Source organism: Streptomyces sp. NBC_00989 (assembly GCF_045162655.1).
GTDB lineage: Bacteria > Actinomycetota > Actinomycetes > Streptomycetales > Streptomycetaceae > Streptomyces.
The window spans coordinates 5790229-5813420 of sequence record NZ_CP108728.1 but is presented as its reverse complement, the minus strand read 5'-3'; the positions used below and the strand labels follow the sequence as shown (position 1 = coordinate 5813420).

Genomic DNA, 23192 nt, shown 5'->3' with positions numbered 1-23192 from the left:
TGTCCGGTGCCCTCGATCCGCGGTGTCGCGCGTGGCTCCTTGGCCCAGTGCCAAGTTAGGCGCCCGGCCTGGTGGGTGACAGGCCGGGCTGTACGGGGGAGCGGTGTTCCAGGCTGTGGCACGGCCCCCCACCCGCCGAACAGGCGCTGCGGCCCTAGCCGAGGGTCGCGCTGGCGTCGCCCGCGGCGCGCCGGACGGTGGTGTCGGTCAGTTCCCGCACCTTGTCGGCGGGTACCAGGACGCCCGGGACCTCGAAGAACCAGCGCCCCATCTCCTGGTCGGTCAGCCCGTCGGGCCGTGCCGGCAAGTACGGCTGGACGTAGACAGGGGTGCCCGGCTCGCTGCGCCAGCTGTCGGCGAGCGTGCCGATGTCCACGGCGTCGAAGCCCAGCGTGTCCAGCAGCCCGGCCACCTGTGCCTTGGCCGCCGGGTCGTCACCGGCGATGGGCAGGGCGCTGCGGTCGTCGGCACCGGCGGGCCGGGCGGCGCTGAACAGGCGTACGAAGTCGATGCTGTTGAACGCCTTCACCACCTGGGAGTCGGACAGGTGCCGCTGGACCAAGGCGCTGGAGGTCTGCTCGCCGGAGTCGAGCTCGGCGATCCTGCCGTCGCGCTCGGGGTAGTAGTTCATGGTGTCGATGACGGTCTTGCCTGCCAGGGCGGCGGCGGGCAGCTGCTCGTAGGTGTTCAGCGGGACGGTCGCCACCACCAGATCACTGGCCTGCGTGGCCTCGGCGGGTGAGGCAGCGCGCGCCTGTTCGCCGAGTTCGGCGACGAGGTCGGCGAGGGTCTCGGGGCCGCGGGAGTTGCTGACTACGACATTCAGGCCGGCGGCGACCGCCAGGCGGGCCAGCGCGCTGCCGATGTTGCCGGCGCCGATGAGGCCGAGGGTCTTGGTCATGGGGCGATCTCCTTGTGGGGCGGGTGGGATGGCAGGGCGAGATGGTCAGCGGCCGGCGGTGAGCACGGCGGTGCGCTGGGACCACGAGCCGTCGACGGCGGCCTCCAGCAGGAAGGCGGCGACGTCGGCTCGGGAGATCCTGGGCAGGCCGGGCAGACGGTCGAGCGCGGTCAGGTCGACCGCGTGGACGTCGCCGGTGGCGGGCTTGTTGGTCAGCAACACCGGGTAGGCCAGCGTCCAGTCCAGGTCGGAGGCGGTGAGGATCCGCTCCCCTGCGGCCTTGTCGGCGAACACGGCCTTGCCGCCCGAGTTGTAGAGGAACCGGGCGAAGGCGGAGGCCTTGGCCAGGGAGTCGCCGACGCCGAACGCCGACATGATCAGTACGCGTTTGGTTCCGCTGTTCTCGGCGGCCCGGACCAGTGCGCGTGTGGTGTCGGCGATCAGGTTGCCCGGGTCCTTGACCTTGCTGAGACCGAGCGTGCTGACCACCGCGTCGATGCCGCGCATCGCCTCGGTGAGCGCACGGGCGTCGCGGACGTCCCCCTCGACCACGGTCAGCCGGTCGGCCGGGGTGATCTTGGAGGCGTCGCGGACGAAGGCGACGACCTCGTGTCCGGCCGCGGTGGCACGCTCCACGAACAGGGTGCCGGTGGCGCCGGTAGCACCAAGGAGGAGGGATTTCATCGGACAAGGTCTCCCTTCAGGAGCCCGTAGCGGCTCATGCTTACGAAAATACAGTACTTACTCAGAATAAGTACGTTGCCCGTTTAGCATGAACGCATGAGCCGAGGGACGGACCGCGTGGCCGGGATGAGCGTGTTCGATCCGCAGTGCACGTCGCGGGAGGTCCTGGAGCACGCGACGGGCCGGTGGGGCGCCCTGACCCTCGCCGCCCTGGTCGAAGGCCCTCTGCGGTTCGCCGAGGTACGTCGTAACGTGTCCGGGGTCTCCGACCGGATGCTGTGGCAGACCCTCCAGCGGCTGGAGGACGACGGCCTCGTCGCGCGCACACCGCACCCGACGGTCGCCAGGCGCGTCGACTACGAACTCACCGGTCTCGGCCGCCCAATCGCCGAGCGTGTCTGCGACCTGATCGACGCCATCTACGAGCAACTGCCCGGCATCGTCGCCCACCAGCGCGCGAACGGCACCGGCTCGGCTCCGCCCGCGGAAGACACGGCGGGCTGAGGCAGTTCTTGGAGTCCGCCGGCGGGATCGGCGGCGGCAGCATGATCGCGGCAGGGAGTCGGAGGGCGGAAGTGTCCTTCCCGGGGCGCAGCGCGGATGTGCGTCCGACCGTTGCCACCGAACGCAGGACTCACAGAAGTGCCAGACTGAACGAATGGATCCCGAGCGACAGACCCTCGGCCGGAGCGCCGACAGTGAGCTGGGTTGTTTCCTACGGGCCCGTCGAACCCAGGTCAAGCCTGCGGACGTTGGCCTGTCCATTGGTCCGGGGCCGCGCCGGACACCAGGCCTTCGCCGCGAGGAGCTCGCCACGCTCGCCGGGGTGAGCATCGACTACTACACCCGGCTCGAACGCGGCAAGGAGACCCGGCCCAGCCCGTCCGTCGTCGAGGCCCTCGCCTCCGCTCTGCGGCTGGGCGAGACGGAGCGCGCCTACCTGCGCGACCTGGCAGCCAGGACGGCCCGTGGCGGTAACGGAGGCGGACAGCCGGATCGCGCCGGGCAGCGTCCGGCCGTGGACCGGGGCGTCGAACTGCTCCTCCGGACACTGCGGCCCCACCCCGTCCACGTCGTCAGCCGCACCTACGAACTGCTCGCCGCCACCCCCGGCGGCCTGCGCCTGCTGCCCGGTATGAAGGACACCCCGCCCGAGGAACGCAACGTCGTACGGTGGCTCGCCCTGCATCCGCGGGCCCGTGCCCTGTATCCGGACGACTGGGAGAACCAGATCCGCGGCTGTGTAGCCCGGCTGCGCTCACTCGCCGGCACCGCCCCCGACACCCCGGGGCTCGGCCGCCTCATCGCTGAACTGCGTGACAAGAGCGCGGACTTCGCCGAGTTGTGGGAGCACTATGACGTCCAGGGCCACACCACAGGCACAAAGACCTTCCACCACCCGGAGTTCGGCGTCTTCACGCTTGGCTTTCAAGCCCTTGACCTGGACGGCACCGACGGTCACCGAGTGATTTTCTACTACGCCGAACCAGGCACCCCCGCCTTCGACGTGATGGTGCTCCTCGACATGGACCAGCCCCAGACCGGGACCGGGTTGGCCACCGGTGCCCCCATGGCCAACCGGTAGCGCCGACGGCACGAACGCGCAGGTGTTCAGGCGTTCGACTCCTCGCAGTCCAGGTCGCCCCCGAGTTCGCGCGACGCCTCGGCCTGCGCCAGCAGTTCCTGGGCCTTGGCCTTCACACCCTCGATGGCGTCGGCACCGGCGACGAAGCGCAGCGGCGGCTCCTGCTGGTCGGTGATCGTCAGGAGGGCGCGGGCGAGCTTGGCGGGGTCGCCCGACTGCTGGCCGTTCATGCTCTTCCAGCCCGCGATCGTCGCGGTGGTGCGCTCGGCGTAGTCGTCGATGGTCGGCTCGGGCCAGGTGGTGGAGGCGTCCACGAGCAGCTCGGTGCGGAAGAACCCGGGCTCCACGACCGTCGTGTGGATGTTGTACGGCGCCACGTCGAAGCGCAGCGACTCCATCCAGCCCTCGACACCGAACTTGGAGGCGGCGTAGGCGACACAGAACTCCTGCCCGATGATGCCTGCGGAGGAGGACAGGGTGATGACGTGGCCGGCGCGCTGTTTGCGCATGATCGGCAGGATGGCGCGGGTGACGTTCATCGGGCCGAAGAGGTTGGTCTCGATCTGCTGGCGCATCTGCGCGGGCGTGATCTCCTCGAAGTAGCCGGCGAAGAAGTTCCCGGCGTTGTTGACCAGGACGTCGATGCGGCCGAAGCGGTCGACGGCGGCCTGCGCGGCCGTCTCGGCGTCCTCGATGCTGGTGACGTCCAGCTTGGTGACCAGGAGGTTGTCCTGCGGCCCGCCCAGAGTCTTCTCGACCTCTTCGGGGCGGCGGCCGGTGGCGACGACCTGGTGGCCGGCGGCGAGGGCCTCGCGGGCGATGTCCGTGCCCAGACCCCGTCCGGCACCGGTGACGAGAATGACCTTGCTCATGAGGGATGTCCTTTCGGGTGCCCATATTCGGCACCCTCGTGATGTGAGGTGTCTTCGGCGAACTGCTCTCGCAGAGACCTGAGTTGGCGTGCATTTGGGCGCGCTGCAACCTCAAGGGCACCGCCGACGGCCACAAGACCTTCCACCACGCCGACGGCGCCGAGGCTGCCCTCGGCCACCAAGACCAGGGAGCCGGAAGGTGTGTCGGTCAGGATCGTGTATGCCGTCGCTCGTCGGTCGTCCTGTCCGCATGCGCGGCGGGTCGGGATGAGGTCAGGTCGAGGAGAAGCATGGCGTCGTGGTCGGCGGTGCCGGGTTCGGCGGTGTAGACGCCGAGGCGCTGGCCGGGGGTGCCCTCAAGGTGCATGCTCTGGCCGCTGAGGGTGAGGACGCCGACCTCGGGGTGGTGGAACGTCTTCTGGATCTTCTTGCGGCCGACGACGTCGTAGCGCTCCCACAGCTTGGCGAAGTCGGGGCTCTTGAGCAGGAGTTCGCCCACCAGGTGGGTGAGGTCGGGGGCGTCCGGGTCGATGCCGGACTGGGCACGCAGCCGGGCGACGCAGCCGCGGACCTGGTAGTCCCAGTCGGGGAAAAGGGTCGGCGCGGTCGGGTGCAGGAAGAGGTAGCGGGCGATGTTGCGTTGACTGGCGGGCCAGTCGGCGAGGCCCGCGAACAGGACGAGGCCGCCGGGGTTCCAGGCGAGCAGGTCCATGCTGCGGCTGATGACGTAGGCGGGGCTCGGCCGCAGCGTCTCCAGGACCAGTTTCAGATGCGGGCGCACGGTACGGCTCGGCGGTGGCGGGGGTTCGGGGGCGTACTGGGCAGCGCGTGTTGCCAGTTCGCGCAGGTGCTGGTGTTCGGCGTCGTCGAGATGCAGGGCACGGGCGAGAGCGTCGAGTACGGCCGGGCTGGGGCGGGTCTCCCTGCCGCGCTCCAGGCGGACGTAGTAGTCGATGCTGATGCCGGAGAGCGTGGCCAGCTCCTCGCGGCGCAGACCGGGGGTGCGGCGCAGGCCGGTGCCCACGGTGAGGCCGACCCGGTCGGGGCTCGTCTGAGTGCGTCGCGCGCGCAGGAAGCGGCCCAGCTCTCCGCCGTCGCCCCTGTCGGTGCTCTGCTCGGGTGCCATGCCGCCAGTGTCACACCGCGCTGACCTGGGTGGCAGGCGCGTGGGGGGCCCTGTCATTACCCCGAACGCCGCTCCCCGGCACAGCTCGACCTGCCACCGGGGGCGCGAAGGCGGGATGCTCGAAGAACCCGCGAAAGGTAAGGAACGCCCCATGCAGACCGTCACCCTCAACAACGGCGTCGAGATGCCCATCCTCGGTTTCGGCGTCTACCAGATCCCGCCGGAGCAGACCGAGCAGGCCGTCAGCGATGCCCTCGCCGCGGGCTACCGGCTGCTCGACACCGCTGCCGCCTACGGCAACGAGGAGGCCGTCGGCCGCGCGATCAAGAACAGCGGCATTCCGCGCGAGGACGTGTTCGTCACCACCAAGCTGTGGGTCCAGGACGCGCCCGCCGAGGAGAACACCAAGCGCGCCTTCGAGACGTCGCTGACCAAGCTCGGCCTGGACCATATCGACCTGTACCTGATGCACCAGCCGTTCGGTGACGTGTACGGCCAGTGGCGCGTCATGGAGGCACTCAACCGCGAGGGCCGCGCCAAGGCGATCGGCGTCGCCAACTTCTACCCCGACCGGCTCCTCGACCTCGTCCTCAACAACGAGGTCACGCCCGCGGTGAACCAGATCGAGACCCATCCGTTCTTCCAGCGCACGGCCGACCAGGAGCTGATGCGCGAGCACGGGGTCCAGATCCAGTCGTGGGGCGGGTTCGCCGAGGGCAAGAACGAGATCTTCACCCACCCCGTTCTGAGCGAGATCGGCGCGAAGCACGGCAAGTCCGTCGCGCAGGTCGTACTCCGCTGGCTGACCCAGCGCGGCGTCGTCGCGATCCCCAAGTCGGTCCGTGCCGACCGCATGGCGGAGAACTTCGACATCTTCGACTTCGAGCTCACCGACGACCAGATGGCGGCCGTCGCCACCTTGGAGACCGGGGCGACGCTGTTCTTCGACCACCACGACCCGGCGATGGTCAGCTGGCTCAGCGCACGGCGCCTGGAGGCCTGAGCCGACAGGCGGCAGCTCCACCGCACCGGACAAACTCTCGCGCGAGCACTCCTCCCGTACGGCCCCGAGCACCCGCCCGGGAGGGGTACCCCTTGACGCCCTCAGACGGCACCCATCTCACGGACCAGGACCTCACCATGTCCCAGAAGCAGCACATCACCGACGTCCTCATGGTCGGCGCGACCGGCAGCATCGGGCGGCTCGCGGTGGAGGCCGCACAGCGGCACGGCCTGCGTCCGCGGGCACTGGTACGCGACGTGCGCCGCGCCGAGCGACTGCTTCTCGGCGTTGAACTGGTGCGGGGCGACCTTGAGGATCCCGCCTCCCTGCGGAACGCGGTCGGCGGAGCTGATGCCATCGTCCTCACCCACGGCTCCGGCGGTGATCCCGAGACCCGCCGCCGTGTCGACTACGGCGGCGTACGCAACCTCCTGCAAGCTTTCGACGGCGCCCAGCCGCGTGTGGCACTGATGACCTCCATCTACGCCACCCGCAGCGACATCCCGGGCAACTCCCCCTGGAAGCGGCGCTCCGAGCGCCTTCTGCGGGCCAGCGGCCTGCCCTACACCATCGTCCGACCAGGCTGGTTCGACCAGGCCGGCCCCACCCAGCGGCGCCTCGTCCTGGAGCAGGGCGGCACGGCCGACGGCGGAATCGCCCGCGACCAGATCGCCGAGACGCTCGTCCGAAGCCTGCTGATGGACACCGCGTTGGGCAAGACGTTCGAGCTCATCGCCGAAGAGGGCAAGGAGCCGTCCGACTGGGCCGGACTCTTCGGCGCCCTGAAGAGCGACGAATCCGGCTCCGTGGACGGCGTGCTGGACCCGGCCGACCTCCCCGTCGAAGCCGAACCGCGGGCAGTGCGCGCGGATCTCGACGCGGTCCGTTCCCTGAACGGAAGCAGTGGATGACAGCGCGCGGATTCGGCACCGCGAAGAACAGACCCGCTGCGCCGGGACGACGCACGCTCCTCCGTGGAGCACTTCTGGGAGGAGCCACCGTCATGACCGGTGTCCAGATCACGGGCTGTTCCCCGTCGCAGCCGAGCGAGGCGACGCCGGAGGTCAGTGAGAGAACTGGGGCGACGTCCCCGTCCGGGAAACGGGTACTGCTGGCCTACTTCTCCCGGGCGGGCGAGAACTACTACAACGGCGGACGTACCGACCTCAAGACCGGAAACACCGAGGTTCTCGCCCGCATGATCAGCGAGCACATCGAGTGCGACGTGCACCGCATCGAAGCCGCTGATGCCTACTCCGACGACTACGACGCGACGGTCGCCCGCAACGTCCGCGAACAGGACGCCGACGCCCGCCCGGCCATCGCCAACCCCCTGTCCTTGATCGACCGTTACGACGTGGTGCTGCTGGGCAGTCCCATCTGGAACGTCCGAGCGCCCATGATCATGTCGACCTTCGCCGAGAGCTACGACTTCCGCGGCAGGACGGTCCATCCCGTCACGACGTATGCGATGAGCGGACTGGGCACGACCGAGCGCGACTACGCGGCGCTCTGCCCAGGCGCGACCATCGGGGAAGGGCTCGCGGTGCGCGGCGAGGAAGTCGACAAGGCCGACGCCGAGGTCCGGTCCTGGCTGCGGCGTATCGGTGCTCTCCAGGACTGACCTGTTCGCCGGAGCCCCGCCGCCCTGCCTCTGGGCGGATACTCCTGGTGTTCGGCGTGCTGGTCGTCCTCTCCCTCCTGGTGTCGCCCAGTTCCCTGGGCGGGATCGCACGGCCCGGTGATGGCAGCCCCCGATTCCCCACCTGAAAATCGAGGCGTCGTCAGAGCCACCCGCCCAGAGTGATCAACCCGCGGTGCACCAGCGGTTCGACGAAGGGATTCGGCCGGAGCGAGGGGCCGTACGCCAACTCCGCCACGTCCATGTGCCATGGCCTGCGCCGGTGATCGATGAGCCGAAGATCGCCGATCCAGTCTGCGACCTGGTCGGCGGAATGCCTGCGGCGGAGAATCGAATCCGCGGCATACACGGCGGCCGCCACCCGAAGTGAGTCGGTCCAGGGTCTTCTGCCTTTCCTCTGTTGCTGCGAGGTACCCCTGGGGGAGCGCACCGCATAGCGCAGGAGGGGGTCACCGCGCCGCACCATCGACGGTGACAGGAGTGGGATCAGCACGGCCGCCAAGGCCACGAGTTGCCTGTCCTCATGCGTGGGAATCCCATCGAGCCATGCGTTGACACGCGCCTGCAAGGCCAGAACGGAGTCGTCGCTCACCGGCACCGGCTGACACATCTTCAGCGAGAAGCCGCATGGTTCTCTGAGGTCGTAAGCCCACTCGCCCTCGTCGGTCATGTTGTCGCAGGTTCGCTCAGGCGGGGCGTTGTGCCGGAAATCGACGGTGCCCCAGCATGCCTGGCACTCGGTCACCATGTACACGGCGTGGTCAACGCACGCGAACGACCAGGGAAGTTTCCAGCGCAGGAGCCAGCGACTGTCGTTGCCGCGTAGGCACTTGGTGCACCAGCGTGCCTGTGACCGGTGGAACCACGCACCCTTGTGCCACTGCTGGACCGCCACACCGTCAGACGAGACCGGTGGCAGATGCGGTAGCGCGTTGCCGGCATAGCGCGCCAGGGTCATAGCGCGCAGGCGCTCGGCGTCGATCCCGGTCAGCTTCTCCATCCGCCGAACCACAGGATCGGACAACCGCAGTTCTGCCCCGGAAAGTCCGCCGACTCTGTCGAGGTGAAGTTCCCGAAGGAGCGGCTTCATCTCGAAATCCTGTTGATGGGCGAGTGCGCCGATCCAGCTGGTCAGTGACTCCCCGGGGATTGGCTGCACCACGGGTTCGGTCAGGGTGCGGCGCGGTGGGCGACGCTTCTGCGCCGTCTTCTTGGCAGTACTCACGACGGGAATCCTGTGGCAGGTGCACTCTGCCGAACCGTGGCTTGTGAGCAGACCACCGATGTGGGTGATCAGGGAACGTCCTCGTTTACGGGATCTCGGTCGACCGCACATCACCCGTTAGGGCGTTTGGGTGTGCTATTCGAATAACATCAAGGAAGAGTTGGGGCATGGACGATGCCCACTCGGACGGCCGCGACGTAGTACGTCCAGTCCTCATCGATTCCCCGAAACGCCGACTCCTCCTGATGCCGGCAGAACTTGACACCGAACCCTGCTGCTGGACCGTGCCGACACTCCTCATGCGCCCCGGCGAGACCATCCGCCGCGCGGCAACCCGGCATCTGCGTCGCGATGCTCATCTCCCCGCGCTTCGCATCCCGCCGCTCATCGGCCGGCTCTCCCGCAGGGACGCACCACAGGGCATTCAGTACGTCGTCGTGGTGCGGCCTGCAGCTGAGAGCTGGCCGTCGGCCGTCCGCTTTGCGCTCGCCCCGGAAGCCCGTTGGTGGACGACGGCCGAACTGCGGTCGTCCGGAGAACTGGTCGAGCCCGCTGAGCTGCTCGACTTCATGGACGGCTATTGGGACGGGTGGCTGCCGGACGGAGAGATCTCGCTCGAATGACGACTGCGTCGAATCTCGTACACCGACACCGACACCGACACCGACACCGACACCGAACTCGTAGGAGCAGGAGGGCAAGAAATGACCTTGCACGCCATCGAGATCACCCTGACCCGTACGGTTGAAGCCGTCGAAGTAAAGGCAGCGCAGCAGGCAAGTTCCCTGCCTATGGCGGCCGCTGACGACCGCAGACGCCTCGTGGTCCTGGTGTCCGCCAAGGATGAACGGCGGGCCATGCGGAAGATCTGGAAGCGGTTGGAGGACTCGCTTCCCATCGACGTGCTCTGCAGTCTGTTTCCGGGAACCGACGGCAAGTACCTGATGAGCATCCCCATGAGTGCGGAGCTCCAGGAGCGGATCCGGAAGTGTGCCGCCGCCGAGCGGAAGACTCCGGAGAAGTACCTGCAGGATGCGATCGCAGAGGCACTGGCCCGTGACCGATCCACACGCCGGGCACAACTGAAGTGTTCGCTGAACGTGCTGATGCGTACATACGGTCCGGAGGAGATCACCGAGGTGGCGGCGCGACGAATCAGGAAATGATTTCTGCGACCGCTGCTCCTGTGTCTGTATCCCCGGGCCCGTCGCATGTTGTTGGGCGGCCTGTGTCAATGCGGCACTTGTACTCGCCCGACTGACCAGCCGCACGCATCACACCAGCGCAGAGCCGGGGTCCACGCGCAGCGACTCACGGGAGGCGAGGGCATCGTCACGAGGCTCCACCGTCGGTCAGATCGAGTCGGACGGTGCGCTTGTACTTGTTGCCGTGCGTCCAGTCGAGGGCTCCGTCGTGTTGGAGTCGTCCCACGACGATGCCGGGAGCAAGGCCTGCCTGCCGGGCGAAGACTTCGATATTGGTGAAGGGCATGGGCCTGCTGGCAAGGCGGCGGTAGGCCGCGCTGTGCTCGGGCGGGATCAGTGTCTCTGCTGCGAAGGCGTCGGCTTCTTCCTCGCTACGGTCGCCTTCCGATGTCCGCTCGTCCTCGCGGTCGGTGTTGTCCAGGAAAGTCAGCCGTTTGCCGTGCAGAAGGATGTGGCCGATCTCGTGGAACACGGTGAACCAGAAGTGGTCGTCCTTCTTGAATCTGTCGCTGAGGGCCACCCCGACTTTGTCAGGTGTGAGCCAGCGGGTGACACCGGATACGTGCGAGTGAGGTGGGGCGGGGATGAAGACGACGGCCACGCCGGCCTGGGCGCACAGGCGGGAGATCTGCCCAGGCCAGGTCTCCGGCTTTTCCAATGTGAGTGCGCGCAGACGCGGCAGGAGAGCGGTGAGTACCGCGCGATCAAACGGTTCGCAGGGCAGATCACGAGCCTGTAGTTCTGCCTGGCGCAGCCAGATCACGGTGGCGTAGTCGTTTACTTCCAGGACGGTGGAGCGGCGGAACGCGGTGCGGTAGCCGCGCCATAGATCTTCGGCGACTTCAGGATCGGCCACGCCGAAGAATGCCAGCAGGCGCTCGAGGTTTTCCGCGGTCTTGTCCTTGTTCGGCAGGATCCTGCGCTTAACGAGTTCGGACAGTGAGAAGTTGTTCAGCCAGTCGACGCGCCTGCCCAACTGCCGAAGTTCTTGGTCGCGAGTGATGTGGGTGCGCCACGCGGCTTCGAGTTGGTTCCACATCGAGGCCGGGATCTTCGTGGTGCGTTCGAGCAAGAGTGCGGTTTCCGGGGTGAGGACTGCGGTGCCTTGGACGATCTGGTTGATGTGCTTGGTCGACAGGCCGGTGCGCCGGGCCAGGTCGGCCTGCGGGATGCCAAGGGCGTCGAGCTGCTCCTTGAGGGTTTCGCCGGGTGGTCTGGCGGAGTCGGGGTTGTAGGCGATGTACGGGGTGGGCGGCGAAGTCACGAGGGCCTCTCTGAGGTCGGCGAGGCTGAGGGGCGGCAGGGTGATCAGCGGCTGATGGTGATCGCGGTGATTATCAGGGCCCGTACGGAGTGCTCGTCCAGCATGCCGTCACGGTCCAGCGCGGACGGCGCGTCGCGGGGGTGCACGAGAAGGTCGCCGTGAGCCCCGACGGAGATCAACCGAGCGAAGCGGTCGCCGGGCGGACCGGGGCGCAGACGGGCAGCCGCGAGATGGCGAAGGTCGGCCAGATGGGCGGCGGCGGCTATCTGGCTGAGACGTCTGTGCAGCGTGGCGGCGGCCTCCGGCCCGAAACGGGCCCTGCGCGCCGCGTCGCTGTTACAGACGCGGGCCAGCTCTGTGTCGTCGAAGACGATGTCCACCAGCAGCCCCAGAATCCACTTGCGTATACCTACTGGCTCCATGCTACTCTCTGGATCAAGGATAGTTTGCTTAACCTGTCGGGTGCATTCTTTTTTGGATCTTGTAGTGCGTTCCCGCAGGTCAATGGGATCTGTATCCCGGTAAGGAGGCCTCATATGACGGCCAAGCGCAGTACCTCCAGCAGCTCCGGCGGCAGTAAGCGTGGCCGCAGCGCGATCACGGGCCGCTTCGTGAAGCAGTCCACGGTGCGCCGCAACCCGGCCACGACCGTGAACGAGCAGGCCTCCGCGAAGGCCAAGAAGAAGAAGTAGTTCCGAGCAGGGCAACAGCCTGTTGAGACCGATACCGGCCCGTCCCACGGGCCGGGAAGGAGGTGGCCGTCATGACGACGGACACGGAGCACAAGGACCCCGTACACAAGACGGTGACAGTCACCGTGGATGGTGAGTCGGTCGCGGGTGTGCCCAGGCGCACCACCCCGAACGAGATCCTCCGCCTGGCTGGCATCGACCCGGCCACGCACTACCTGGTCCGTATCAACGGCCGCCACCAGGAGCCGTTCAACGGCGAGGGCGACAAGGAGATCGCCGTGCACGAGCGCGAGACGTTCGTGTCGGTGTCGACCGGTCCGACCCAGACCTCGTGACCACGACCCTGCCGGAAGCCGGGCCTGCGGGCATGCTCGCAGGCCTGGCCGCAGCCGGTTACACCGTCCACCAGCGTGACCAGTTCGCCGTCTTCGACTACACGATCGAGGTCGGTCCGCGCGCCGGAGAGACCGTACGGATCGGCCTGGCGATGGTGCCGGACTGGCCCTTGTCCCCGCCGCCCGGCCCGCACGTCAGCCCGCGCCTGGGCCACCCGAAGGGCGCCGTACACGCCTCCCCTCTCGAAAGAGAGGGAGAGGCATGGGAGTACTGGAGCCGCCCGGCCGTCAACTGGGCGGCCGACCGGACCGTGCGGGGCTACCTGCGACACCTGCGCACCCTGTTCTCGCAACTGGAGTCACCGGCATGATCACCCGCTTCTCGGTCGCCATGACCACCGACATCGCGCTGCGCCTCACGGAACATCTGCGCCGCGCGGACGGTCAGGAGGACTGCTGTTTCGTCCTCTGGCGGCCGAGCACCGGATCCCGCCGTACCACCGCGTTGATCGTCGACCTCGTCCTACCCGCGAACGGCGAGCGGATCGTGCACGGCACCGTGGACTTCACCAGCGCCTTCTTCCTGCGCGCCGCCGGCATCGCGACCGAGCGCGGCTGCGGACTCGGGTTCATTCACGCCCACCCACGGGGCCGCCGCTGGCAGCGCCTGAACGACATCGACCACACGGCCGAGGAATCCTTTGCCGCCCAGACCCTGGTCATCACCGGCCTCCCGCTGGTCGGCCTGACCTTCGCCGGCGCGGACGCCGGATACGGCGCCCGCGTCTGGCAGCAGCACGCGCCGCGCACCTACGTCCCCACCGAGGCGGAGAACGTCCGCGTCGTCGGCGGCCGCTTCGAGGTGACCTTCAACGACCGCCTCGTCCCCGTGCCCAGGGCCACGAACCGGCAGGTGCGTACCGTCTCCGCGTGGGGGCAGGACGCCCAGAACGATCTGGCACGGCTCCATGTCGGAGTGGTCGGTACCGGCTCCGTCGGCATGCTCGTCGTCGAAGCGCTGGCCCGTACCGGCATCCAGCATCTGAGCCTGTTCGACTTCGACACCGTCGAGGACGTCAACCTCGACCGGCTCCTGCACGCCACTCCCCGCGACGTGCGTCTACTCCGGGCCAAGGCGGACATCGCCGCACGCGCTGCACGTCGGGCCGCCACCGCCGCCGAACTCCTGGTCACGCCGTACGAGACGAGCGTGGTGGAGCCGGACGGATTCGCCGCCGCCACGGACTGCGACGTGCTCTTCTCCTGCGTAGACCGGCCCTGGCCCCGCGCCGCCCTTAACCTCCTTGCCTACGCCCACCTCATCCCCGTCGTGGACGGCGGCATCGCGGTCGATACCCGCGGCGGCCACATGAACGGCGCCGAATGGCGCGCCCACGTCGCCGCACCCGGTCGTGCCTGTATGGAATGCCTCGGCCAGTACGACCCCGCCCACGTTGCCGCGGAGCGCGACGGGCTGCTCGACGACCCCGTCTACATCAAAGGTCTGGCGGCCGACCATCCGCTGCGTCGGAAGGAGAACGTCTTCATCTTCTCCGCGAGCGCCGCGGCCGCGCAGCTCAACCAGTTCCTCACCATGACCACCGCACCGGGCGGTGTCGCCGACACAGGTGCCCAGCTGTACCACCTGACGACCGGCACCATCGACCGCCGCCTGGAAGGCTGCACCTCGGGGTGCCCCTACGACGGCCATCTTCGCGCCCTCGGTGACCACGCACCCGTGATTGTCATTGGCCGCCACCACGCAGCCGAACAGGCACGCAGCGCACGCCGTCGCGCTGTACGCAGGTGGCCGGTACGACTCCAGCGAGCCCTGGAAGACCTGTTCGCCCGGTTCCGATGATCATGGTTTTTCTCGGACCCGAGTCGGATATTTTGCAGGAATGGACCTTGGTGGACTGAAGTCGGCGATCCGTAGCCAAGAATGAAAGTACTCACAGAGGGAAAATGGACACGAGTAACGAATTTCGTATTCAAATGGAAAGGTTGTTCTCCCAGGTTGCTGGTCGAGAACCTGCCGAGCTGAGGGATGCATATGTGGCCACTCTTCGGGATGGGCAACTCACTCTGGAGGGGTCCACCATTCCTGCCATCGTTCCTCTCTGGAAGCAAAGAGCGAGCGGGATCATCGTTCCCCAAAATCTGGCGACACCTCAACCCCTGGACCTGTGCCTCGCCTACCTGACTGCGGAAGAAATCTTCGGATTCTGTCCACCGCCCGGTTATGTTATCTCACAGCTCCAGAGAATCCCTGTCGCTGACGTTCTTCTGTTCGTGTCACAGGTCTTGAACGAGGTGCGGATGCCTGGTGTCTCGCGGCGTGAGGTTGACCGCCGACACGTCGAGAAATGGTTCAACGGGGACAGCAAGGCCCGAGCTCTAAATCTTCTGAGGAATCCTGAACGCGGGCTGATCGTTCCGCAGGCGCTCTTCTTGCTTGCGAAACTCTCGCTTGTCCACAGTGGTGATGTATTGCTTCCGGGTGTTCGGCCAGGAAATATAGTGGCTGCGCTCATCACCTTGACTCAGTACCTTGGTCAGCGCCCAGAGGACGGTACAGGAACGGTAATTGGTGACGCTCCAGGGTCGCTGGGTCGTGAGCTCATCGCAAATCAATACTTCAACAGTTCCAACGACCCGGCGAAGCTGATGGCACGTTTTACTCGCTGTTGGTATCAAATTCCAGCGGAGAGGAAGGGGGAACCGGGAATCTGCGATCTCGCAGGTGCGTATCAGGCGGCAACCGGTGTTTCCCTCGCAGATCTCACCGTGGTCGGTTCGGTCTTGTGGGCCGCTGCTTTCAATGGAGGTCCGCATGTGGCACCGAGCTATCTTGCCGCGCTCGGATGGGAGGAATCTCGTCTGGAAGAAGTGTTGAAGCTGATTGTGTGCGACATCCCAGGATTTCGGGAGGTGATTGGAGGCGAACGGGAGGAAGAACGATCAGAGTGGTCTTTTGATGCTTTCGGTCGGTGGCCAGTAATTCGCCTCCATGATGACAGTCTACTTGTGCTCGACCAAGAGCTTCTTGTCAAGAGAATTTTTGGTTGGCTGCCATTCTTTGACATCAAATTCCCTCCCCTTGATTCGAAACCTTCCGGGCATCGGAGGCTCGTCGCGACGGCGGATCAGTGTTTGCGACACGTGGAGGAGATTTACGTCACGGAGATCCTGCACAGTATTGCCGACGGCGGTGCGGCTCGACGCGTCTACGACGATCCACAACTACAGGCAGCTTTCCGTCAAAAAGGGCGGCGAATCGCTGATGTCGCAATTGACTACGGTGACGCGTGGGTCGTCATCGAAATCACCACTACGACTCTAAAACGCGAGTCGGTCAAGGCTATCTCCGAGCAGGCGCAGATCGAAGATCTCGACAAGCTTGTCGGGGAGGTCGAGCAGATCGATGCAACTATCCGGTCTCTCAGGGAGGGAGAAGCCCGACTAACGGATACGCCTACGGGAATCAGGAAGATCTTCTTTCCGCTATTGGTGATGGCTGAAGGCTTTCCGGTCAACCCCGTGACGCTGACAGTTCTGCGGGAGCGGGTGAAGGCTCAGGGTCTTCTCGAAGGGGATGATGTTCGTCCCCTGGAGGTCGTCGATGTCGAGGACCTGGAGATCATCGAGGGCCTTCAGGAGGAGGGTGGTCCCAGCCTGAGAAGCATCCTGGACATGAAGAGGACAGCCGGACTCAGCAAGTCCGCAGTCCGTGACTACATCATCGTCGAGCTTGGCCAGACGCCGCAGCGGTCGCGGAGGGTCCACGCCTTGTGGGACCACACCGTCCGGCCCGTAGTGGAGGCTGTTGCTCATTTGGCAGGCGATTGAGCAGCACGTGGGATCACGTGCACGCCAGCTCGCCGGTTCCATCGGCTCGCGGATTTGTGACGAGACTGCCCGCGCTCCGCGCGCCTTATCTCCCACCTGGGCCGTGGGAAATGATCTTGATGATCGTGGGAAATGATCTTCGGGAAGTGGGTGTAGTGCCTGACCAGCCCATTCCGTCGGTTGCCCACAGACAGAAGCCCCCCAGGTCCTAGACCTGGGGGGCTTCTTCGTGTGCGGCACGAGCTTCGGCGAGCGCCAGGTCTGGTGAGGACAATCACACGCCGGCGGGGGTCCGCCGGAGGCGTGAAATGTCGGCGGGCGCGGGGTGGCGCAGCGGTCGGACGGGGCGGGTGGCAGGGGCGTGGTTCCGCGACCGGGCGGCCCCGCCGCCGGGCGAGTTCCGCGGTGGCTCGGGCCGCCGCCGTCGACTCCTTGCGTATCGACTTCAGTTACGCCGATACCGACAACAGGACCTATCGGACGTCCCGCGGGCGAACGTACCCGGAGTGCAAGATCGATCAGCAGCAAGGGCGGGAACAGTCCAGGGAGGCGCGACGGCGGTCGGCGGGGATCGCCGCGTTTGTGGCGGGCTTGTGGTCGCGCTCGTCTTCTTCGCCTTCTTTCCCGGGCTTCCGCACGTCATCGACTGGGGCGCGATCGTCGTTGCCGTCCTTGTAGGAGCCCTCGCCCGATGGATCTGCCGGTCCTGGATGGGGAAGCGGGGCAAGGGGGACACGGGGGACAAGGTGGGTGAGTGAGCTCGGGCTCGGTGCCTCGGCACTGGGGTAAGCGAGCACTGGGGGAAGTGATCTGGGCGCTGGCTTCGATGATGCTTCGGTGATCCCGTCTCAGGTGAGGACAATCACACGCTGTTCTCACCTGAGGTCGAGACGGAGGCCGGGTGTGGGGTCAGTCGTGGGGTCAGGCGGCGAGGCGGTCCGCCAGGGTCTTCGCCTTGGTGGCCGCGTCGCCGAGGGCGCGCTCGCGGGACGCCTCGTAGAGCGGGACCAGGTCGGCCATCGCCGGGTTCTGCGGGGCCATGGTCAGCTCCGGGACGATGAACTCGGCGTCCAGGCCGAGGGCGTCGACGAGGATCGCCTTCAGGTAGTTCTGGACGTAGTCGTAGCCCTCGCGCGGGGTGCCCGGCCCGTAGGCGCCGCCGCGACTGGCGATCACGACGGTCGGGATGCCCTTCACCTTCGAGTCCTCGGTGCCCGCGGTGCGGCCCATCAGGATCACGTTGTCCAGCCAGGCCTTCAGGGTCGAGGGGATCGTGGCGTTGTACATCGGGGCGCCGATCAGCACCGCGTCCGCCTGCTCCAGTTCCTCTATCAGCTTCACGCGCTCGGCGAAGGCCGCCGCCTGCGCGGGCGTGTGCGTGGCCGGGTCGGCGAAACCGGCGGTGTGGGCGTCGACGGTGATGTGCGGGACGGGGTTCGCGGCGAGGTCGCGGTGGATCACCGTGCCCTCCGGGTGCTGTTCCTCCCAGGACGTGCGGAAGGCGTCGGCCACGGCGCGGGAGGCGGAGGCGCCGCTGGGGAACACGGAGGAGTCGATGTGCAGGAGCGTGGCCATGGGGGTCTCCAAGAGGGGGCGAGTGCGCTCCGGGCACGGAAGCCCTGTCGCACGCCGCTCAGTAGCTGAAGTTTCGTACTCGACTATGAATAACACAGGTACTTACTTTTTTTCATCCCCGTACGGGAGGGCAGTACCCTGAGGGCATGGCGGTCGAGCAGAGTCACGACACGGGGCAGTGCAAGAAGGTCGACGACGGCATCACCCGTGTCTTCCAGCTGTTCGGAAAGCGCTGGACCGGGCCGATCGTGGCCGTTCTGATGGCGCAGCCCGTCCACTTCGCCGACCTGCGCCGGGCGATCCCGGGCATCAGCGAACGCATGCTCTCCGACCGCCTCACGGAACTCGGCGCCGCGGGCCTGCTCGTCCGCGAGGTCGACGAGGGACCGCCGCTGCGCGTCTCGTACCGGCTGACGGAGTCGGGGAAGGCGCTGGGACCGGCACTTCGGGAACTCGGTGCGTGGGCGCAGGTGCATCTGCGCGAGGGGTGGCAGTCGGGCGGGTGTTAGGCCGGGGTCGGGTGCTCAGGCCGGAGCTGGCTGCTTAGGCCGAGGTCGGGTGCTCAGGCCGAGGTCGGTGGGCAGGCCAAGGTCGGTGGGTAGGCAGGCTGAGGCCGGTGGGCAGGTCGAGGTGGCTGGGTAGGCAGGTCGGGTGGGCCGGGGCCGATCGCTGGGGCTTTGATCAGTGAGGCTCGATCGGCACGGCACGGCACGATCGGCACGGCTCGATCGACGAGGCATCGACCGGCACCGGTTTTCCACAGCCGTGGAGTTGTCCACAGGGTCTGACGTGTTTTCGCCACCGGCTGTACGGTCTTCGCGAGTTGATGTTCGGGCGAGGGCACGTGCGAGTGCGTGTGTGCACGGGGGAGGCGGTCGGGATGACCGAGGCCGGTATCGGTGTGGGGCGCAGGCTGCCCGGGGTGCGGGGCTTCGCCACGTGGCCCGTGGAGGGGTCGCCCAAGGAAGAGGGCAAGGCGCTGCGGGCGAGCGTTCCGCACAGCGCGCACGCTGCTCTCGACCTGGACGGTTCCCGCCCCGACGCGGTGACCGCGGTCGAGGAGTCCGGCCGCGGCCGTATCCCCGGGCTCACTCCGATACGGGTGGGCAGGATGGCGGCCACGCCCTTCGCGTTCCTGCGCGGTTCGGCCGGCCTCATGGCCCACGACCTCGCCCGCACCCCCATGACCCGGATCGCCGCCCAGATCTGCGGCGACGCCCACGCGGCCAACTTCGGCCTCTACGGCGACGCCCGCGGCGGCCTGGTCATCGACCTGAACGACTTCGACGAGACCGTGCACGGCCCCTGGGAGTGGGACCTCAAGCGGCTCGCCGCCTCGCTGGTGCTCGCGGGCCGGGAGGCCGGCGCCGACGAGGACACCTGCCGTACGGCGGCGCACGGCGCGGTGGGTTCCTACCGCCGCACCATGCGGCTGCTGGCCAAGCTCCCGGTGCTGGACGCGTGGAACGCGATCGCGGACGAGGAGCTCGTCTCCCACGCCGACGCCCGTGACCTGCTCGGCACGCTGGAGCGGGTCTCCGAGAAGGCGCGGGGCAACACGAGTGGGCGGTTCGCGGCCAGGTCGACCGAGGCGGCCGAGGACGGCGGGCGCCGCTTCGTCGACGCCTCCCCGGTGCTGCGTCGGATCCCGGACGCGGAGGCCGCGGCGGTGGCGGCGTCCTTGGAGGCGTATCTGGACACGCTCTCCGAGGACCGCCTCCCGCTGCTCGCCCGGCACACGGTGCACGACGTCGCCTTCCGCGTCGTCGGCACGGGCAGCGTGGGCACGCGGTCGTACGTCGTCCTGCTCCTGGACCACCGCGGCGAACCGCTCGTCCTCCAGGTGAAGGAGGCCCGGCCCTCGGCGCTGGTGCCGCATCTGCTGAGCGCCGGGTTCGACGCACCGCCCGTCGCGCACGAGGGCCGGCGCGTGGTGCTCGGGCAGAAGCGGATGCAGGTCGTCAGCGACATCCTGCTGGGCTGGACGACGGTCGACGGATTCCCGTTCCAGGTACGGCAGTTCCGCAACCGCAAGGGCAGCGTCGACCCGGCCGCCCTCGCCGCCGACCAGATCGACGACTACGGCCGTATGACCGGAGCCCTGCTTGCCCGAGCCCACGCCCACAGCGCCGACCCGCGCCTGGTCGCCGGGTACTGCGGCAAGAAGGACGAACTGGACGAGGCGATAGCGACGTTCGCCGTGGCCTACGCGGACCGGACCGAGGCGGACCACGCGGAGCTGGTGGGGGCGGTGCGGGCGGGGCGGATCGCGGCGGAGATGGGGGTGTAGGCGGTCGGGAGCCGGGAGCCGGGAGCCGGGAGCGGGCAGCGGGGAGTCGGCAGGCGGGCAGCGGCGCGGCAGCAGGCGGGGAGGCGGCGCCGGTACGGATGCGGACGCCCGCTGTGATCGCGGACGGAGGAGCTGATCAGGGCGAGGATCTCCGACCGTCCAGTCCGGGGCGAGACCCGCACCCGCGGCGACATGACCCGTGGTCCACACGGCGCTCGCGCAGCCGGTGCCCCACCGTCGGTGAGGTCATCCGTCGTCCACGAGGCATCCGCACAGCCGATGCCCCATGGCCCGTCGGGCCGTGGCCTACGCTGGGCGGGTGACGACCCCGGAAGCTGAGCAGTCCCAGTCCGCGCCCGTTGGTGAACCGGTGCCGGAGCAGACGGGTGCCGAGGTGCCGTCTGCCGCCGGAGCCGCGGCGGGTGACGGTTCGGTGAGCGAGGGCACCGGGAGCGGTACGGCCGCCTCCCCTGAGGCCGACGCCCGACCGGACGACTCCCACCCCGCGGACGTTGCGGCGCCCCGGCCCGAGGAGCGGCTGGAGCGGGCCGTACGGGCTGCCGAGCAGGCGTTGATCGAGTACGAGATCGCGGTGGACACCTTCCGCATCGAGGTCGAGAACTTCTCCCGGCTGCACCACCAGAAGCTCGGCCCGATGTACACCCGCCTCGACGAGCTGGACGCCCGGATCGCCGAGGCCCTGGCCGCACGCACCGGCAACCCCGAGGACATCCGCAAGGCGGACGAGGCGCGGGCCCGGGTGATGCCGATGCCCGCGGTCGAGGAGTTGTTCCACGGCTGGATGGACGGCGACGGCCTGTTCCCCGAGGCCGCGGCGATGCTCACGGACCAGCCGGTCCGGCCCCCGCAGCGGGTGCGGCCCAGCGAGGAGGCCCGCAAGCTCTACCGCGAGCTGGCCCGCAAGGCACACCCCGACCTGGCGCAGGACGAGGACGAGCGCAAGGTGCGTGAGGAGTTCATCACGCGGGTCAACGCCGCCTACAGCCGCGGTGACGCACCGCTGCTGCGCGAGCTGGCCGAGGAGTGGGCGGCGGGACCGGCCCCCGCGGAGCGCGGCCCGAGCCCCAGCGAGGAGCTCTACGCCCGCCTCGAGTGGCTCGCCCAGCGCAAGGAGCTGCTCACGCTCGTCGCCCGCGAACTGGAGGAGGGTGCCATCGGCTCCATGCTCCGGATCGCCCCGGACGACCCGGACCGTCTTCTCGACGAGATCGCCGACCAGTTGCTCGCCCAGGTCGCCGAGCGGGAGACCGCGCTGGCGGACCTGCTCGCGCAGCCGCACGCGTCGGAAGGTCCGTCGGGTAGCGTCGGGCCATGAGTTTCGGAACTGGTGTGCCCACGGTCGAGGTCGGCGACCTCAAGGACGGCGACTTCCTGCTGGACGTCCGCGAGGACGACGAGTGGCAGGCGGGTCACGCCACGGGGGCGCTGCACATCCCCATCAGTGAATTCGTGGCCCGGTACGGCGAGTTGACCGAGGCGGCGCCGCAGGACGGCAGGGTCCATGTGATCTGCCGCTCCGGCGGGCGCTCGGCACAGGTCACGATGTACCTGGCCCAGCAGGGCATCGACGCCGTGAACGTCGACGGCGGCATGCAGGTGTGGGCGGCCGCGGGCCGGCCCGTCGTCACGGACGAGGGCCAACCGGGCTTCGTGCTCTAGGAGTTCGGGGCCTCAGAAGTTCGGCCTTCAGAAGTTCGGCCTTCAGGGCTTCAGGAGTTCAGGGCTTCAGACGTTCAGCGCTCTGGGGCCTTCACGGCCACAGTCACCGCCTGTGGTCGGATCTAGCCCAGTGGGTGGGCCGCCAGCAGGTCCCCCAGCGCCTCCTCGTGTGCCGCCGCCGGGCCGAGCGACAGCTCCAGGTGCTTGGCCCAGGCGTGGTACCGGTGCAGGGGATATTCGGTGTCGGCGCCGAACCCTCCGTGCAGATGCTGTGCGGTCTGCACGACCCGTCGTACCCCCTCCGCCGCCCAGATCTTGGCCACGGCCAGGTCCGCGGCGGCGGGCAGCGGGCCCGATGCCCCCGAGGCGATCCGCCACGCGGCCTGCCACAGGGTCGCCTCCATCGCGCGCAGGTCGATGTAGCGGTCGGCGGCCTGTACGGCGACGGCCTGGAAGGTCGCGACCGGGAACCCGAACTGCTCGCGCCTGCTGGTGTATTCGCCGGTCATGCGCAGGACGGCGGTGCCGAGTCCGAGGGCCAGCGCGCAGGTGCCGGCGGTCAGCAGGTCGCGCAGCCACTCCCAGGCGCCGTCGGCGTCGATGACGTCGACCCTCGCGATCGGCACGGATTCCAGGCGCAGTTCGGCGAGCCGCTCGCCCGTGGTGGAGATCTGCTCGGCGAGGACGACGCCCTCGCGGTCCGGGGCGACCAGCGCGAGGACGGTCCGGCCGGTGTCCGTGTGCGCCGGTATGACGACCAGGTCCGCGGTGTGCGCCCAGGACACGGCTGTCTGCACCCCGTCCAAGACCCACCGGTCACCGTCCCGCCGTGCCGTCACGGCGAGTTCGGCCGGATCGTGGCCGGTGCGGCCGTGCGCGGCGACGGTCAGCACGAGGTCGCCGCGGCCGGCCCGGGTGAGCAGCGCGGACCTCAACTCCTCGCCGCCGTAGGCCTGTACGGTCGCGGCGGCCGCGCTGCTCTCCAGGAGCGGCACCCTGGCCAGTACCTTCGCCGACTCCCGGAGCACCAGGCACAGGGCGATCGCGTCCAGGCCCGCGCCGCCGTGCGCCTCGTCGAGCAGCAGGCTCAGCAGGTCCGCCTCGGCTAGCCTCGCCCACAGCGCACGGTCGAAGTCGTCGGCCACGGCGCCCGTGGTGTCGGCCGGACTGGGTACACCGTCCGGCGCGACATCGGCGAACACCCCCGCCGCCGCCTCGGCCGCCGCCTGCTGCTCCTCGCTGAAGGTGAAGTCCACGGTCCCTG

Annotated in this window: 25 protein-coding genes; 16 read left to right on the top strand and 9 right to left on the bottom strand. The window is 68.2% G+C overall.

Annotation, left to right across the window (positions count from 1 at the left end; all coding sequences use genetic code 11):
• Positions 1-154: 154 nt before the first annotated feature.
• Both OG714_RS25615 and OG714_RS25610 read right to left on the bottom strand, forming a co-directional pair.
• Positions 155-931 carry an NADPH-dependent F420 reductase gene (locus OG714_RS25615; protein WP_406131946.1) on the bottom strand — a complete coding sequence of 259 codons (777 nt, stop codon included), beginning with the start codon at positions 929-931 and terminating at the stop codon, positions 155-157.
• A gap of 15 nt (positions 932-946) precedes the next feature.
• Positions 947-1585, bottom strand: a complete 639-nt coding sequence (locus OG714_RS25610; protein ID WP_406124377.1) for an NAD(P)-dependent oxidoreductase — start codon at positions 1583-1585, stop codon at positions 947-949.
• 96 nt (positions 1586-1681) lie between these two features.
• Between OG714_RS25610 and OG714_RS25605 the strand changes: the two genes are divergently transcribed.
• Together OG714_RS25605 and OG714_RS25600 are read left to right on the top strand one after the other, a co-directional pair.
• Positions 1682-2089, top strand: coding sequence for a winged helix-turn-helix transcriptional regulator (locus OG714_RS25605; RefSeq protein ID WP_405996172.1), 408 nt, complete (start codon positions 1682-1684; stop codon positions 2087-2089).
• 154 nt (positions 2090-2243) lie between these two features.
• Entirely contained in the window at positions 2244-3170 is a 927-nt protein-coding gene (locus tag OG714_RS25600; RefSeq protein WP_406124376.1) for a helix-turn-helix transcriptional regulator, read from the top strand.
• A 26-nt stretch (positions 3171-3196) separates the two neighbouring features.
• Here the strand turns inward: OG714_RS25600 and OG714_RS25595 are convergent, their stop codons facing one another.
• Positions 3197-4042, bottom strand: coding sequence for an SDR family oxidoreductase (locus OG714_RS25595; protein WP_406124374.1), 846 nt, complete (start codon positions 4040-4042; stop codon positions 3197-3199).
• A gap of 208 nt (positions 4043-4250) precedes the next feature.
• Positions 4251-5168, bottom strand: a complete 918-nt coding sequence (locus tag OG714_RS25590; protein WP_406124372.1) for a helix-turn-helix transcriptional regulator — start codon at positions 5166-5168, stop codon at positions 4251-4253.
• Positions 5169-5319: 151 nt separating this feature from the next.
• Between OG714_RS25590 and OG714_RS25585 the strand changes: the two genes are divergently transcribed.
• The 3 genes from OG714_RS25585 (at position 5320) to OG714_RS25575 (ending at position 7795) form a co-directional block, all read left to right on the top strand.
• Positions 5320-6171 (top strand): aldo/keto reductase, encoded by an 852-nt coding sequence (locus OG714_RS25585; RefSeq protein WP_406124370.1) that lies wholly within the window; start codon positions 5320-5322, stop codon positions 6169-6171.
• A gap of 92 nt (positions 6172-6263) precedes the next feature.
• Positions 6264-7082 carry an SDR family oxidoreductase gene (locus OG714_RS25580; RefSeq protein ID WP_406124368.1) on the top strand — a complete coding sequence of 273 codons (819 nt, stop codon included), beginning with the start codon at positions 6264-6266 and terminating at the stop codon, positions 7080-7082.
• A 92-nt stretch (positions 7083-7174) separates the two neighbouring features.
• Positions 7175-7795 (top strand): flavodoxin, encoded by a 621-nt coding sequence (locus OG714_RS25575; protein ID WP_406124367.1) that lies wholly within the window; start codon positions 7175-7177, stop codon positions 7793-7795.
• A gap of 160 nt (positions 7796-7955) precedes the next feature.
• Here OG714_RS25575 and OG714_RS25570 read toward each other — a convergent pair whose 3' ends face one another.
• Positions 7956-9038: a TniQ family protein gene (locus OG714_RS25570; protein WP_406124365.1), complete on the bottom strand. Its 1083-nt coding sequence runs from the start codon at positions 9036-9038 to the stop codon at positions 7956-7958.
• Between the two features lie 245 nt (positions 9039-9283).
• Here OG714_RS25570 and OG714_RS25565 point away from each other — a divergent pair, with 245 nt between their 5' ends.
• Positions 9284-9661: a hypothetical protein gene (locus tag OG714_RS25565; protein ID WP_406124363.1), complete on the top strand. Its 378-nt coding sequence runs from the start codon at positions 9284-9286 to the stop codon at positions 9659-9661.
• 81 nt (positions 9662-9742) lie between these two features.
• Complete coding sequence (locus tag OG714_RS25560; RefSeq protein WP_406124361.1) at positions 9743-10204, top strand: hypothetical protein; 462 nt, start codon at positions 9743-9745, stop codon at positions 10202-10204.
• Between the two features lie 166 nt (positions 10205-10370).
• On the opposite strand, the gene OG714_RS25555 is transcribed toward OG714_RS25560, so the two are convergent.
• Both OG714_RS25555 and OG714_RS25550 read right to left on the bottom strand, forming a co-directional pair.
• Positions 10371-11507 (bottom strand): ImmA/IrrE family metallo-endopeptidase, encoded by a 1137-nt coding sequence (locus OG714_RS25555; protein WP_406124359.1) that lies wholly within the window; start codon positions 11505-11507, stop codon positions 10371-10373.
• Between the two features lie 44 nt (positions 11508-11551).
• Positions 11552-11929, bottom strand: coding sequence for a hypothetical protein (locus OG714_RS25550; RefSeq protein ID WP_406124357.1), 378 nt, complete (start codon positions 11927-11929; stop codon positions 11552-11554).
• A 114-nt stretch (positions 11930-12043) separates the two neighbouring features.
• Here OG714_RS25550 and OG714_RS25545 point away from each other — a divergent pair, with 114 nt between their 5' ends.
• The 5 genes from OG714_RS25545 (at position 12044) to OG714_RS25525 (ending at position 16383) form a co-directional block, all read left to right on the top strand.
• On the top strand, positions 12044-12199 hold the full coding sequence (locus OG714_RS25545; RefSeq protein WP_406124355.1) for a hypothetical protein: 156 nt from the start codon (positions 12044-12046) through the stop codon (positions 12197-12199).
• A gap of 71 nt (positions 12200-12270) precedes the next feature.
• Entirely contained in the window at positions 12271-12534 is a 264-nt protein-coding gene (locus OG714_RS25540; RefSeq protein ID WP_406124354.1) for a hypothetical protein, read from the top strand.
• Entirely contained in the window at positions 12531-12905 is a 375-nt protein-coding gene (locus OG714_RS25535; protein ID WP_406124352.1) for a hypothetical protein, read from the top strand. Before OG714_RS25540 ends, OG714_RS25535 begins: the two co-directional genes overlap by 4 nt.
• The gene (locus OG714_RS25530) at positions 12902-14395 is read left to right on the top strand and encodes a ThiF family adenylyltransferase (RefSeq protein WP_406124350.1); all 1494 of its coding nucleotides are present in this window, start codon (positions 12902-12904) and stop codon (positions 14393-14395) included. The genes OG714_RS25535 and OG714_RS25530 overlap by 4 nt, the downstream gene beginning before the upstream one ends.
• Positions 14396-14499: 104 nt before the next feature.
• On the top strand, positions 14500-16383 hold the full coding sequence (locus OG714_RS25525) for a hypothetical protein (protein WP_406124348.1): 1884 nt from the start codon (positions 14500-14502) through the stop codon (positions 16381-16383).
• A gap of 921 nt (positions 16384-17304) precedes the next feature.
• On the opposite strand, the gene OG714_RS25520 is transcribed toward OG714_RS25525, so the two are convergent.
• Positions 17305-17958: an FMN-dependent NADH-azoreductase gene (locus tag OG714_RS25520; protein WP_406124347.1), complete on the bottom strand. Its 654-nt coding sequence runs from the start codon at positions 17956-17958 to the stop codon at positions 17305-17307.
• 146 nt (positions 17959-18104) lie between these two features.
• Between OG714_RS25520 and OG714_RS25515 the strand changes: the two genes are divergently transcribed.
• From OG714_RS25515 to OG714_RS25500, 4 genes are all read left to right on the top strand, one after another.
• Entirely contained in the window at positions 18105-18467 is a 363-nt protein-coding gene (locus OG714_RS25515; protein WP_363094657.1) for a helix-turn-helix domain-containing protein, read from the top strand.
• A gap of 371 nt (positions 18468-18838) precedes the next feature.
• Positions 18839-20248 (top strand): DUF2252 domain-containing protein, encoded by a 1410-nt coding sequence (locus OG714_RS25510; protein WP_406124345.1) that lies wholly within the window; start codon positions 18839-18841, stop codon positions 20246-20248.
• Positions 20249-20567: 319 nt separating this feature from the next.
• The gene (locus tag OG714_RS25505) at positions 20568-21584 is read left to right on the top strand and encodes a J domain-containing protein (RefSeq protein ID WP_406124343.1); all 1017 of its coding nucleotides are present in this window, start codon (positions 20568-20570) and stop codon (positions 21582-21584) included.
• Between the two features lie 14 nt (positions 21585-21598).
• A complete protein-coding gene (locus tag OG714_RS25500; RefSeq protein ID WP_043675918.1) occupies positions 21599-21928 on the top strand; it encodes a rhodanese-like domain-containing protein in 330 nt (109 codons plus the stop codon).
• Between the two features lie 122 nt (positions 21929-22050).
• Here OG714_RS25500 and OG714_RS25495 read toward each other — a convergent pair whose 3' ends face one another.
• Positions 22051-23184 carry an acyl-CoA dehydrogenase family protein gene (locus tag OG714_RS25495; protein WP_406124342.1) on the bottom strand — a complete coding sequence of 378 codons (1134 nt, stop codon included), beginning with the start codon at positions 23182-23184 and terminating at the stop codon, positions 22051-22053.
• Between the last annotated feature and the right edge of the window lie 8 nt (positions 23185-23192).

Bases quoted from the DNA above. Each gene is read 5' to 3' on its own strand.
- OG714_RS25565 (WP_406124363.1), top strand. From the start codon at position 9,284: ATGCCGGCAGAACTTGACACCGAACCCTGCTGCTGGACCGTGCCGACA.
- OG714_RS25530 (WP_406124350.1), top strand. From the start codon at position 12,902: ATGATCACCCGCTTCTCGGTCGCCATGACCACCGACATCGCGCTGCGC.
- OG714_RS25520 (WP_406124347.1), bottom strand. From the start codon at position 17,958: ATGGCCACGCTCCTGCACATCGACTCCTCCGTGTTCCCCAGCGGCGCC.
- OG714_RS25550 (WP_406124357.1), bottom strand. From the start codon at position 11,929: ATGGAGCCAGTAGGTATACGCAAGTGGATTCTGGGGCTGCTGGTGGAC.
- OG714_RS25605 (WP_405996172.1), top strand. From the start codon at position 1,682: ATGAGCCGAGGGACGGACCGCGTGGCCGGGATGAGCGTGTTCGATCCG.
- OG714_RS25585 (WP_406124370.1), top strand. From the start codon at position 5,320: ATGCAGACCGTCACCCTCAACAACGGCGTCGAGATGCCCATCCTCGGT.
- OG714_RS25575 (WP_406124367.1), top strand. From the start codon at position 7,175: ATGACCGGTGTCCAGATCACGGGCTGTTCCCCGTCGCAGCCGAGCGAG.
- OG714_RS25515 (WP_363094657.1), top strand. From the start codon at position 18,105: ATGGCGGTCGAGCAGAGTCACGACACGGGGCAGTGCAAGAAGGTCGAC.
- OG714_RS25545 (WP_406124355.1), top strand. From the start codon at position 12,044: ATGACGGCCAAGCGCAGTACCTCCAGCAGCTCCGGCGGCAGTAAGCGT.
- OG714_RS25540 (WP_406124354.1), top strand. From the start codon at position 12,271: ATGACGACGGACACGGAGCACAAGGACCCCGTACACAAGACGGTGACA.
- OG714_RS25595 (WP_406124374.1), bottom strand. From the start codon at position 4,042: ATGAGCAAGGTCATTCTCGTCACCGGTGCCGGACGGGGTCTGGGCACG.
- OG714_RS25510 (WP_406124345.1), top strand. From the start codon at position 18,839: ATGACCGAGGCCGGTATCGGTGTGGGGCGCAGGCTGCCCGGGGTGCGG.
- OG714_RS25610 (WP_406124377.1), bottom strand. From the start codon at position 1,585: ATGAAATCCCTCCTCCTTGGTGCTACCGGCGCCACCGGCACCCTGTTC.
- OG714_RS25590 (WP_406124372.1), bottom strand. From the start codon at position 5,168: ATGGCACCCGAGCAGAGCACCGACAGGGGCGACGGCGGAGAGCTGGGC.
- OG714_RS25600 (WP_406124376.1), top strand. From the start codon at position 2,244: ATGGATCCCGAGCGACAGACCCTCGGCCGGAGCGCCGACAGTGAGCTG.
- OG714_RS25525 (WP_406124348.1), top strand. From the start codon at position 14,500: ATGGACACGAGTAACGAATTTCGTATTCAAATGGAAAGGTTGTTCTCC.
- OG714_RS25560 (WP_406124361.1), top strand. From the start codon at position 9,743: ATGACCTTGCACGCCATCGAGATCACCCTGACCCGTACGGTTGAAGCC.